The organism is Holospora curviuscula (assembly GCF_002930195.1).
Classification (GTDB): Bacteria; Pseudomonadota; Alphaproteobacteria; order Holosporales; family Holosporaceae; genus Holospora; species Holospora curviuscula.
Window position 1 is genome coordinate 25,285 of the sequence record NZ_PHHC01000141.1, and the last position, 10,301, is coordinate 35,585.

Genomic DNA, 10,301 nt, shown 5'->3' on the forward strand with positions numbered 1-10,301 from the left:
TCATGAATATGAAAAATACAATCGAAACAAGTTCTATGATTTTCCCCTATAAACTCATTGATCTAAGCCACGTACTGGATCGCGCTATCCCTACCTGGAATGGTGGGTGCGGGTTTAATCATGATATACATATAGATTATTCTGATTGCCAGGGCGAAGATAAATTCCGTGTTATGAAAGTCAAAATGCATGCGGGGATAGGCACGCATATGGATGCGCCAAGCCACTGTATTCCTGGCGGGAGATTCATCCATGATTTTGATGTAAATGATTTGATCATGCCGTGCGTGGTGATTGATGTTGCAGGTAAATGCCATGAACGTTATTCCTTAAGCGTAAAAGATATTGTGGATTTTGAAAGCAAGTATGCAAAGATCGCAAAAAGCTCATGTGTGATGGTTAGAACCGGCTGGAGCAAATTTTGGAACACACCTTTAAAATACCATAACAAGCATGTATTTCCGTCCGTATCCTCTGAAGCCGCATCACTTTTACTTGAACGAGGCGTGAGTGCTCTTGGCATTGATACGCTTTCGCCCGATCGCCCTGAGGATGGCTTTAAGGTTCATAAAACCTTTTTGGGTGCGGATAAGGTAATCCTAGAAAATGTAGCAAATCTGGGTAGTATGCCACCGACCGGAAGCTTTGTTATGGTCATGCCCATTAAAATTAACTACGGTACCGAAGCACCGGTAAGACTCGTGGGATTGATTGAAAGAGAGTAAAATAAAATTGAGATTTAACGTATTCATTTTCGTAATATTTTCGTGTATAACTTTAAATAATATTTTTAGAAAGGTAAAATTTATGAAAAAAGTTATTTTAGTGTTATGTTCACTTATCGTATCCGCAAACACTGCATTTGCTGTTGGAAGCTGTTTTATAGCCAAGGACGACAGTGTTGTTATTAAATGCGAAGGGGATTGTAAGATACGTTACTCTCCTTGTTCAACTTTTAAAATAGCTTTGGCTCTCATGGGGTATAATGCTGGTATTTTAAAAGATGAAATGCATCCTGTATGGCCCTTTAAAGAAGGCTATGATGACTTTCGCGATGCTTGGAAACAAGATCAAACTCCAAAAAGTTGGATAAAAGAATCCTGTGTTTGGTATAGCCAAGTTTTGACAAAACACCTTGGAATGAAAAAATTTCAAAATTATGTGAACAAATTTAATTACGGAAATACTGACCTTTCAGGCGACAAGGGCCAAGACAATGGACTTACTAATGCATGGCTTTCTAGCTCTTTGGAAATATCACCAGAGGAACAGGTGGTCTTTTTGGAAAAATTGCTTTCAAATAAACTACCAGTCAGCACCCATGCCCAAAGTATGACACGAAATATTGTTTATGTTGAAGACCTTCCTCATGGTTGGAAGCTATACGGAAAAACAGGAAGTGGTTACGTATTAAATAAAGATAGAACCCAAAACCGTGAGATAAAGCATGGTTGGTTTATCGGCTGGATTGCAAAAGGCGATAAGAAAATTATTTTTGTTAATCATATAGTGGACGATAAAAAAGAAGAAAAGCATGCCGGTCCTCGCGCTAAAGAACAGGTCAAAGAGAAATTGCTACAGTTAATTGAGCAAATTGAAAATTCAAAAAATGGTTAAGTATGAAGAAAAGTGTTTTATTTTTGTGCTCTATCATTCTATGCGCCGGGCCTGCATGGGCAAACCAGCAATGCTTTCTTGCAAAAGAAAACAGTAAGGTTTTAAAAAATGAGGGTGATTGCACTACAAGCTATGGGCCTCAATCCACCTTTAAAATTGCTTTAAGTTTAATGGGATTTGATTCTGGTATCCTAAAAGATGAAATACACCCGTCGTGGTCGTTACCGGATGGGGAAGATCCTTATATCAATGTTTGCAAGGAAGACCACAATCCAAGAACTTGGCTGCGAGATAGCTGCTTATGGTATTCACGGATTTTAACCAAGAAGCTTGGGATGAAAAAATTTCAAGATTATGTGACAAAATTTTCTTATGGAAATATGGACCTTTCAGGCGACAAAGATCAAAACAACGGCTTGACACAGGCTTGGGTTTCAAGCTCATTAAAAATATCACCTGAAGGACAAGTAGATTTTTTGCAAAAAGTAGTAGATCGCAAACTTCCTATAAGTAGCGCAAGTTACGATAAAACCAAGAAAATTATGTTTATCCAAGAAATGGCTGGTGGTTGGAAGCTCTATGGTAAAACAGGTAATGGCGCTCAGTTTGACAAAGATGGCAATAAAACGGATCTGCAGCATGGGTGGTTTGTTGGCTATATCGAAAAAGGCAATCGAAAAATTGTATTTGCGAGTCACATCACAGATGATGAAAAACAAAATATTTTTGCATCATTTAGAGCTAGAAATGAAGCTTTAAATAAGCTTTGGTATCTCATTAACGAGCTTGAAAAATGAATAATCCAGCACAGATAAAACGCTTCATCTTCACCGGCACTCCTGGCAGCGGAAAAACATCGAGCATCATCGAATTCGAAAAATTAGGCCATACTGTCATTCATGAAGCTGCAACTGATGTCATCAGCCAAGAGCAAGCTAAGGGCTGCGATGCGCCATGGGAAGAGCCTGAATTTGTAAATCAAATTACTCGTATGCAGAAAAAGCGGCAGATGAACGCTACTGGAGATCTACAGTTTTACGACCGCTCCCCCTTTTGCACTTACGCGCTTGGTAAATATTTATCTTACCACAAAAATATTGAGTTTACGCCTTCGCCTGTATTGCTTGATGAAATTAACCGATGTTTAAAAGCCGAGATTTATCAGAACAAAGTCTTCTTTTTTGAGAACTTAGGTTTTATCGAGCATACTGATGCCAGAAAAATTAGCTATGAAGATGCTTTGATTTTTGAGCAGATTCACCTGGATGTTTATAAAGAGTGTGGCTTTGACATCATGATAGTGCCCAAAGGGCTGACGGTTACACAGAGATGTGAATTTATTTTGGGGCAAACCGTATGTTAAAACACTTGGATAAAATTGTAGATAAAGGAATGCTTGAAGAATTCAAAACCTTCCCTAATCAAGGAATCCTTTGGGGGATTATTGAACAACAAAAAACCGGTAAAATATTTGAATTACCATCTAATGCCATTTTGGTTATGGAGAATTGTCCAGATCCATTTGTATTTATTGCAGGCGATCTAACAGATGAAGATGTGACTGAGGTCGTATCTCTTGTTGGAGGGCTGGAGTTCCCAATGCTGTATTGTCAGGCTAAATATCATCCACTGTTTTTAAATCATGGTTGGAATTTTCATTTGCGTAGCTCACTTACACTGCAAAAACCAATTCAAATTATTTCACCAAATCCTAAACTCGAAATTAAGCCCATCAAATCAATCGAGCTTTTTAAACAATGTACTTGGTATAAAGAGCGATCTGAACTGTATGGGTCAGATGAAAATTTTTTACGCTATGGTATCGGTTACGCTCTATGCAAAGGCTCGAGTGTTGTCAGTGAGGCATACGCAAGCAGCGGTGGTGGCTATGCTGAAATAGGCGTTATCACCTCTCCTGATCATAGAAACAAAGGCTATGCAGCGCTCATTGTCTCTCATTTAATTAACGAATGTGAAAAATCGCAAATAATCCCGGAGTGGAGTTGTAATGTAGATAACAGAGCCTCTCTAAGTACTGGCCTGAAGATGGGTTTTGAAATTGATAGCTATTACACCTTACTTGTTCCAGATTGTGGTAACGTTGTATGCAAAAATTTGGTGAATTGGCTTAAAAACAATGATTATCCTATGTAAAATTCTGAACATCTACTACCTCATTAATCCCAATTTCTTCGAGAAAATCAGCATCATGCGATATGACCATCATAGCGCCAAGATAATTTTTTAAAACCTCAATCACATGTCCTCTGGTTTCAAGATCAAGGTTATTGGTGACCTCATCCAAGATCAGAAGTGTTGGTGTTTTAGCTGCAATTTGGGCTAGCGTAAGTCTTGCTTTTTCACCACCTGAAAGCTGAGCAACGAGGCTGTTAACCTCTTCATTCTTACGAAATAGAAAATCGTTCAAATGGCGCCGTACTTCAATGTGAGTCCAGGTTGGCACTAGCTCAGCAATTGTTTCCAATACTGTCTTTTCAGCAGACAAGGTACCGTAATGCTGATCCAAATACCCAATATCGCTGATCTTAGGCGCATACCAGTTGCCAGATTTTATAACACAGACATCATCCAAGATCGCCTTAATCAGCGTTGACTTACCGCTGGCATTATCACCTTGTATAGCGATACGATCTCTTGAGCTTATCGATAGACTGATTTTTTGAAGCAGAGGCTCTTGTTCCGCATACCCAATGCTCCCATCACTGATGGATACAATTGTTCGATCACCAATATCTGAACTATTTAGCGAGAATTTAGGCATAATAATTTCAGGCAGGCGCATATTTGAAAGTCGCTCAGTTAAATCCTGCTTTTTATGATCGATGGCCGATTTTTTATGACCTGACGTTTCTTCAGCTCTACTAGCTTTGGCATTACTTACGACAGTGGGCCATTTTCTTTGATGGATGCTTTTTTCACCCTTGGCTTTGCTTTTAGCAGCTCGTTTTTGCTCTTTCATTAAATCGTGATGCATGTCTTTCTTTTGTCGATCGAGACGTGCTAATTCTTGCTCTATAGAAGCTCTGCGACCGCGTAATTCATGGATATAATCATCATAAGCGCCCTTGAATACACGGATGTTCCCATTATCGATATGCCATAAAGTATCAATACAATTTCTAAGCAACTCAGTATCATGAGACACGATAATGAGTGTGCCAGGATATGATTGCAGCATACGCATTAGGCTTTTACGATTATGTCTGTCTAAATGATTGGTGGGCTCATCAAGTAGCAAAACATTGGGTGCAAGGCTTAATGCTTCTGTCACCGCTTTATTTAAGCGTTGCCCACCGCTTAAGTCAGTATGATCAATAATCACTTGTGGAACATAGCCAACAACCACGTCTTCACCACAAAGTAAAGCGATCATTTTTAGCAAGCTGGATTTACCGCTACCGTTTCTGCCGATGATAGCAATGCGACTGCCATAAGGGATTTGACAGCTAAAATTCTCAAAGCAAGTTTTGTGGGGAAAAGACAGATCGAGATCTTTAATTTGAATGGGTTTATGCATCATGATGTGCTCTCTAAAAGGTCATTTTTAAGACTATAGTGACAACAATAAGCAGGTGGCTTTTGTTGTGCTGCGCCCTAAAAACAAGGGCAATTTTAGAGAATAATTTTCATGTTCGCGTAAAACCTCTGATAAACTATATGTGTATATAATATATGTTTTGGCCCAAGAAGTCAATAACCTTGTTCAGCTTGATTTGCAATTTTTAGCTTATCGAGTAGATCCATATAATCCTGCAGTACAGGAATAAGCGGGCTTTGCTCGGGTAATGCAGCAACCGATTCTTCGATCTTATGCCATTCTTCTTGAGTGTAATGGGGCGCTTCTGGGCAATTACTTGTCGGCACTCTCCCGAGATCTGCGCAGCCGCTCAAGAAGACCAGGCTTACCCCGATCACGATAAGATTTATTTTGTTCATCCAGTTTTTCATAAGACTCTTGAAGCTCTAAATTTTCTTCTGCTTGCTTGCGTCTTAGCTGCTCTTTGCCAAGCATATAAGCTAAAAACGGTTGCAGTAGCGCTGATAACCAAAGGGGCATCACGTTTCAAAACTTCTGATCAATTTTGGCTTGGGTATTTTTGTTCATCACCCGCCTCACAACATAGGTAATGACCATGGCTGCAATGCTCGCAACTGAAGCTTCGTTGAGATTGAGCCCTAGTTCTGAGGCACCTGCAACAGCGCTGCTGCCGATTAAGGTTGCCCAAAATTCAGTGGTTTTTATTGCTGGTTTCATAGATTTTCTCCCTATTAAAGTTTATGCATAAGCTCGCTTCAGCCACCCTTTGAGGAACTTTGCTCGTTTGGGTTTGGTTGCTGCAAGGGTTCGGTAATATCCGGCAGCTTCTGATTTCAAGGCTACAAGCAAGTCGCTAAGATCAGCCTTATTAATGGCCGCTAAAGTCATGGGGCCTAACACACCATCCTCAGCAATATCTTGCCCTGTAGATTTTAAAGCTCGTTAGACAAGTCTATGCGCCCAGTTTGATCCCATATTCACAGCTCGATCAAAAACTTTGGTCGCTAAGTTCACGTCTTTAATATCTTTATAAAGCTGAGGGTCCCAGAAATCGCGTTTATAGATAGCCTTGGCTTGCTCAACTGTTAACGCATTGATATCAAGATCAGAATAAATACGTTTTGAGATTCCGAATTTAGTTTGACCGCCGTCATCATCGATGTCGTTGATGTAGCCGCCTTCATGATCTAATATAAAGCTCACGGCATGTTCAAAGCGTTCATCGGTTATTGGTAGTGTGTTTTTATTTGCCATGGCTGATATTCTTGCCTCCAAATCATTAAGTTCTTTATGGAGGGAGATAATACGCTCTTCCAGCCGAAAGACTTTTTCTGCAAGCTGCTGGTTTTTCTGAAACCATTCCTCCTGCATCACAACCCGTGAATCAAGTTTTGCTGCCCACCATATAGCGGTGAGTGTTTGTAAAATCATCGCAACAACAAGGCCTATGAGAACTTTGCGATCCCACTTCCCATAACGCCCGCATATTCGTTTTATTGGTCATCCGTATCCCCCTCAAAATCACGTGAAGCATCAATAGTGGTGTGATAACCGCTACTATCTAACGTGTGCTCGGCACATGTTATTCTCTAGTCGCTCAGAATTCCGGAACGAAACCCCGATAAGTAAATTTTGGATTCCGCTACTAACTCCGGACGACCAGCTAAGGTTATATTCAAGATTTGTGTGCCACGGGTCAGGCGTTCGAGTTTTGCTTCCGTTGCAGCCTTTGCGAACCCTAAATTGGGGTAGACTTCACACAGTGTGTGGACGGGATCTCCATCTCCTGCTTTTTCTTCTATGGGTTCGGCTTTGTCAGGATCATGCCAATAGGAAGCTACGGAGTTATGTTGATCGCGCTCCGCAAAAGTCATGCGCCAACTTGAAATTTCATCAAGGCTTAAGGTTCCGCCACCAATTAATTGTCCAGTAAACGATTTAGCCTTACCTTCTGGGACAAATAACAAAAATCCATTGGCGGGTTTGGCAATAGCGCCATGCAATTGGGCTAATCTTGTCAGTAAATGCATATCACTTTCGGCAGTTTGATCAACATGTGGCAGTTTTATGCTGGCAAATTGTGATGCAACACGCGGTTGATAACCATGTTTAGAGGCGATGGTATTAACCAAATCACCGATAGTTTTTTGATGCCACTCATCGGTTTTTTATGACTTAAAAGAGGCTTTTAAATCAGCAGCATGGCCTTTAATCTTCATGACTTGGGGGTGGTCCTCAAGGGTAACTTCATCAACAATATAAAGCCCCATAGAGACAAGCCCCGTTTCAATATAGCCCAAATGCACTTGTAATTTGCTGCCTGATGAAGGCATTTCAATAAGGGAGTCACGATCATCCAAACAAATTTCCACGCTGTCGCTGGTAATGCCCGCTTCATCAGTGATACGAAGTGATATGAGCCTTTGTTTGATGAGGCCTGTGATGAGATTACCTTGAGCCCAAATGTTAAAATCCGGCAAGTGGAGTGGCATGAAAGAATTATGCGAGCGATATGATGTTACCGCCAAATATGCTCAGCTGATCTTGCGCTTAAATTTTTTGGAACCCAAACTGAAAGAGGCTATTTTATCTAACGAACAGCCCAGGCATTCAAAATTAGTTGATTTGATGAATAACGTACCGGTGCTTTGGTCAGAGCAATAAGAAATGTTTGGGCTGAAGGGGCTAGACTCACTTGTATAACGAAAATCTTTTAGTAATTTGAGAAACAGTATCATAAGGACCAAAAAGTACGCCCGCATAATACGCGTGCTCATTTTAATGTTTTTTAGCGATATTATCAATCTTCTCTAAATAGGTACCACCCGTCATGCTATCCACAAAGACGAGTTGGGTAATATCCGCTTACTTTTCAGCTAAAATCGCTTGCTTGATTGGGTTTGATTTTCCCCGAAGAACAATGTAAGACATGCCAGATACTTTCCAGCCATTACCCCTTGCATCAATATTAGATTGAAAGAAATAAGTATCCTCGCCGAGCAAAGCTCCAATCGAAAAAGAAGCATGGGCAACGGCATTCATGGCTATACCTACATCAACGTCTTTATTGACTACGATGACAAGTTTATTTTCAATAGTCCTTTTTTCTCCATGATCATTTAAAAATTGATCTTGAAAAAAATTTTCATTCGTTCAATGCTTTTACCAGGATTTATTCTTTTCAATCTTATTTCGCCTATTTTTCCAGTCTTTTTAATATGCGTACCACCACAAAGCAGGGATGAAAATTCATTGATTTTCCAATATCTTCTTTCAGGGCTCCCGTGGCTAAAAGCGCTGATGATCGGTTGATTTGAATCGATGATCGCTTGAGCAGAATTTTGAATATCGATCAGTATAGGGGATATGCTGCCATCCCAAGCAAAATCAATACGCGCTTTGTCTTGAGAGATGTGTGCGCCCACTTTATTTATATTTGGGAATTTCTGACACACTAACTCTAAAACAACTTCAGCTGCAAAATGCAGGCGCATTAACTTGTAGCGTCTATCCCAATTAATGACGACCTTCTATATCATTTTTATTCAGTTTATGATCATCTGGAGGGGTGTAATAAATTTTCATGACTTTCCAATAGCAAAAACTGTTGTTTTCCTGAAAAAAAATCAGAATCAACTTTAACGATAATTTCTCATACATGAAATTTTATTTGCTTTTCATTTACTTTATTTGAACCTGATGCCAATACTAGAATGGGTTTTTCGGTGCTTTTTATTTTAAAAACAAGTGATTTTATAATTTTAAAAATAGCGCAATCAATGTTTGAAGCAGCATCACTTGCTATTCTTGTGCTACTTGAAAATTCTAAAACTTTGCATATTACGCCTATCTTATCTAACGCTGTTTGCACAGTCTAGGCACTTTTTTTTAGTAGTTGGTTTATTTTTTTTACTCTAATTTTAACCTTTACATTTTGTGCGTTATAATATACAAGTCTTTTATGCATTTGAATTAGGTCAGTATCTTAGATAATTTAGCTGAAAATATACCATGCACTTTAAGAACGCTGCGTAGCCAGCGTGGCTGGAGTTTAGACGTTTCCAGCCAAAAAACAGGGATTAGTAAAGCCATACTTGGGAAAATTGAGAGAAGTGACTCAAGTACCACTATTTCAACACTTTGGAAAATAGCACGCGGTTTTGATGTGTCATTTGCTTCTTTTGTAAAGGACTTAACGCCAAGTGATCCTAACTTTATTCATCGTAGTAGCCATTTGAAACAAATGCATACAAAAGATGATAAGATCAGGGTGATGCCGATATTTGCTTATGGAAAATCTTTAGATTTTTAAGTTTTTATTATAGAGTTACTTCCTGGATGCGAGCAGATGTCACCCCCTCATCAATAAGGTGTCGTTGCACATGTTATGGTTGCAAGCGGTGAGATAGAGCTATTCATAAATAGCACGTGACATCTTGTTAGACAGCACGAAGACTTACGTTTTTGTTCAAATAAAGCACATGGGTATCGCAATATGTCATCTCTACCTGCTGTCTTCCACAATATGATGCAATAGACCCCTTCGGAAACTCTCATTTTTTTAATTCCATGGTATAGACCCCTGCAATGAGCGTGAATCTCAGTCCAAATCTGTTACGCCTGTTTCTGTATGTATCAGAGATGATCTTGAAGCGTTTGAGCATCCCAATACCATTTTCATTTATTATCCGCTCACTGGAAAGTTTTCTATTTTTTCTTTTTTCTTCTTGCGTTAGCGGATTTTTCTTACCCTTCTTTTTTGGAATGTCAGTTCTACTATGGAGTGTTTTGAAGCCTTGATATCCTGTATCCGTAATACCCTTAATTTTAGAATGAATAGGAGTTTTTGATTCTTTAAAACCCCTGAAATCATGACGCTTGCCCTTTGAAAAAGCCGTGCATATACCTTCTTGAGTTACTACACCTTGAGTGTTTAAGGGGTGTCTTTTCTTTTTCCCTGAGTAGTCATGCTTTTGTCTTTTTTGGGCGCTCTATTGGGGGTTCTGTTGCATCTATTAACCCCCCTTCATCATTCATATCACGTTTCAAAAGCGCTTTCTTACCTGGCAAAGCAAAATCAGAGTGCTTGATAAGCGTTCTCTCTATCCATTTTTAATCGTATCAT

17 protein-coding genes and 2 pseudogenes are annotated in these 10,301 nt (G+C 39.5%); 7 read left to right on the forward strand and 12 right to left on the reverse strand.

Translation table 11 applies throughout. From position 1 onward, the window contains the following. Window positions 1-2: 2 nt before the first annotated feature. The 5 genes from HCUR_RS07210 to HCUR_RS07230 all read left to right on the forward strand — a co-directional run bounded on the left by HCUR_RS07210 (window position 3) and on the right by HCUR_RS07230 (window position 3,771). Window positions 3-725, forward strand: coding sequence for a cyclase family protein (locus HCUR_RS07210; RefSeq protein ID WP_207760985.1), 723 nt, complete (start codon window positions 3-5; stop codon window positions 723-725). A gap of 82 nt (window positions 726-807) precedes the next feature. Continuing rightward, window positions 808-1,617 carry a class D beta-lactamase gene (gene blaOXA, locus HCUR_RS07215; protein WP_104207400.1) on the forward strand — a complete coding sequence of 270 codons (810 nt, stop codon included), beginning with the start codon at window positions 808-810 and terminating at the stop codon, window positions 1,615-1,617. Window positions 1,618-1,619: 2 nt separating this feature from the next. Continuing rightward, window positions 1,620-2,414 (forward strand): class D beta-lactamase, encoded by a 795-nt coding sequence (gene blaOXA, locus HCUR_RS07220; RefSeq protein ID WP_104207401.1) that lies wholly within the window; start codon window positions 1,620-1,622, stop codon window positions 2,412-2,414. Beyond that, complete coding sequence (locus HCUR_RS07225; RefSeq protein WP_104207402.1) at window positions 2,411-2,980, forward strand: AAA family ATPase; 570 nt, start codon at window positions 2,411-2,413, stop codon at window positions 2,978-2,980. The genes blaOXA (HCUR_RS07220) and HCUR_RS07225 overlap by 4 nt, the downstream gene beginning before the upstream one ends. A 5-nt stretch (window positions 2,981-2,985) precedes the next feature. Further along, on the forward strand, window positions 2,986-3,771 hold the full coding sequence (locus HCUR_RS07230; RefSeq protein WP_207760986.1) for a GNAT family N-acetyltransferase: 786 nt from the start codon (window positions 2,986-2,988) through the stop codon (window positions 3,769-3,771). Here the strand turns inward: HCUR_RS07230 and HCUR_RS07235 are convergent. The 8 genes and pseudogenes from HCUR_RS07235 to HCUR_RS09340 all read right to left on the reverse strand — a co-directional run bounded on the left by HCUR_RS07235 (window position 3,764) and on the right by HCUR_RS09340 (window position 7,656). Next, a complete protein-coding gene (locus HCUR_RS07235) occupies window positions 3,764-5,158 on the reverse strand; it encodes an ATP-binding cassette domain-containing protein (RefSeq protein ID WP_207760987.1) in 1,395 nt (464 codons plus the stop codon). The genes HCUR_RS07230 and HCUR_RS07235 overlap by 8 nt on opposite strands. Window positions 5,159-5,328: 170 nt before the next feature. Further along, window positions 5,329-5,502: a hypothetical protein gene (locus HCUR_RS08875; RefSeq protein ID WP_165780862.1), complete on the reverse strand. Its 174-nt coding sequence runs from the start codon at window positions 5,500-5,502 to the stop codon at window positions 5,329-5,331. After that, the gene (locus HCUR_RS07240) at window positions 5,489-5,695 is read right to left on the reverse strand and encodes a hypothetical protein (RefSeq protein WP_104207404.1); all 207 of its coding nucleotides are present in this window, start codon (window positions 5,693-5,695) and stop codon (window positions 5,489-5,491) included. The genes HCUR_RS08875 and HCUR_RS07240 overlap by 14 nt, the downstream gene beginning before the upstream one ends. Window positions 5,696-5,701: 6 nt before the next feature. Continuing rightward, window positions 5,702-5,893 (reverse strand): hypothetical protein, encoded by a 192-nt coding sequence (locus HCUR_RS07245; protein WP_104207405.1) that lies wholly within the window; start codon window positions 5,891-5,893, stop codon window positions 5,702-5,704. Window positions 5,894-5,914: 21 nt separating this feature from the next. Then, window positions 5,915-6,106, reverse strand: a pseudogene (locus HCUR_RS07250) (putative peptidoglycan-binding domain-containing protein); the annotation flags it as partial. Between the two features lie 12 nt (window positions 6,107-6,118). After that, window positions 6,119-6,607 (reverse strand): glycosyl hydrolase 108 family protein, encoded by a 489-nt coding sequence (locus tag HCUR_RS07255; protein ID WP_104207407.1) that lies wholly within the window; start codon window positions 6,605-6,607, stop codon window positions 6,119-6,121. A 158-nt stretch (window positions 6,608-6,765) separates the two neighbouring features. Continuing rightward, window positions 6,766-7,308 carry a contractile injection system protein, VgrG/Pvc8 family gene (locus HCUR_RS09335; protein ID WP_207760988.1) on the reverse strand — a complete coding sequence of 181 codons (543 nt, stop codon included), beginning with the start codon at window positions 7,306-7,308 and terminating at the stop codon, window positions 6,766-6,768. Window positions 7,309-7,344: 36 nt separating this feature from the next. Next, on the reverse strand, window positions 7,345-7,656 hold the full coding sequence (locus tag HCUR_RS09340; protein ID WP_207760989.1) for a hypothetical protein: 312 nt from the start codon (window positions 7,654-7,656) through the stop codon (window positions 7,345-7,347). A 10-nt stretch (window positions 7,657-7,666) separates the two neighbouring features. Between HCUR_RS09340 and HCUR_RS08880 the strand changes: the two genes are divergently transcribed. Beyond that, window positions 7,667-7,840 carry a hypothetical protein gene (locus HCUR_RS08880; RefSeq protein ID WP_207760990.1) on the forward strand — a complete coding sequence of 58 codons (174 nt, stop codon included), beginning with the start codon at window positions 7,667-7,669 and terminating at the stop codon, window positions 7,838-7,840. A 201-nt stretch (window positions 7,841-8,041) separates the two neighbouring features. Here HCUR_RS08880 and HCUR_RS07265 read toward each other — a convergent pair whose 3' ends face one another. The 3 genes from HCUR_RS07265 to HCUR_RS07275 form a co-directional block, all read right to left on the reverse strand. Next, entirely contained in the window at window positions 8,042-8,272 is a 231-nt protein-coding gene (locus HCUR_RS07265; protein ID WP_104207408.1) for a DUF2000 family protein, read from the reverse strand. A 23-nt stretch (window positions 8,273-8,295) separates the two neighbouring features. Next, the gene (locus tag HCUR_RS07270; protein WP_104207409.1) at window positions 8,296-8,670 is read right to left on the reverse strand and encodes an alanyl-tRNA editing protein; all 375 of its coding nucleotides are present in this window, start codon (window positions 8,668-8,670) and stop codon (window positions 8,296-8,298) included. Window positions 8,671-8,828: 158 nt separating this feature from the next. Continuing rightward, complete coding sequence (locus HCUR_RS07275; protein ID WP_104207410.1) at window positions 8,829-9,047, reverse strand: YbaK/EbsC family protein; 219 nt, start codon at window positions 9,045-9,047, stop codon at window positions 8,829-8,831. 294 nt (window positions 9,048-9,341) lie between these two features. Here HCUR_RS07275 and HCUR_RS09945 point away from each other — a divergent pair, with 294 nt between their 5' ends. Continuing rightward, window positions 9,342-9,488, forward strand: a complete 147-nt coding sequence (locus tag HCUR_RS09945; protein WP_243397318.1) for a hypothetical protein — start codon at window positions 9,342-9,344, stop codon at window positions 9,486-9,488. Window positions 9,489-9,729: 241 nt separating this feature from the next. On the opposite strand, the pseudogene HCUR_RS07960 reads toward HCUR_RS09945, so the two are convergent. Then, window positions 9,730-10,288, reverse strand: a pseudogene (locus HCUR_RS07960) (transposase family protein); the annotation flags it as partial. Window positions 10,289-10,301 lie beyond the last annotated feature (13 nt).

Excerpts from the sequence above, each read along its gene's own strand:
- HCUR_RS07225 (WP_104207402.1), top strand. The coding sequence starts at position 2,411 with ATGAATAATCCAGCACAGATAAAACGCTTCATCTTCACCGGCACTCCT.
- HCUR_RS07210 (WP_207760985.1), top strand. The coding sequence starts at position 3 with ATGAATATGAAAAATACAATCGAAACAAGTTCTATGATTTTCCCCTAT.
- blaOXA (WP_104207400.1), top strand. The coding sequence starts at position 808 with ATGAAAAAAGTTATTTTAGTGTTATGTTCACTTATCGTATCCGCAAAC.
- HCUR_RS07245 (WP_104207405.1), bottom strand. The coding sequence starts at position 5,893 with ATGAAACCAGCAATAAAAACCACTGAATTTTGGGCAACCTTAATCGGC.
- HCUR_RS07240 (WP_104207404.1), bottom strand. The coding sequence starts at position 5,695 with ATGCCCCTTTGGTTATCAGCGCTACTGCAACCGTTTTTAGCTTATATG.
- blaOXA (WP_104207401.1), top strand. The coding sequence starts at position 1,620 with ATGAAGAAAAGTGTTTTATTTTTGTGCTCTATCATTCTATGCGCCGGG.
- HCUR_RS07235 (WP_207760987.1), bottom strand. The coding sequence starts at position 5,158 with ATGATGCATAAACCCATTCAAATTAAAGATCTCGATCTGTCTTTTCCC.
- HCUR_RS07270 (WP_104207409.1), bottom strand. The coding sequence starts at position 8,670 with ATGCGCCTGCATTTTGCAGCTGAAGTTGTTTTAGAGTTAGTGTGTCAG.
- HCUR_RS08880 (WP_207760990.1), top strand. The coding sequence starts at position 7,667 with ATGAAAGAATTATGCGAGCGATATGATGTTACCGCCAAATATGCTCAG.
- HCUR_RS07255 (WP_104207407.1), bottom strand. The coding sequence starts at position 6,607 with ATGATTTTACAAACACTCACCGCTATATGGTGGGCAGCAAAACTTGAT.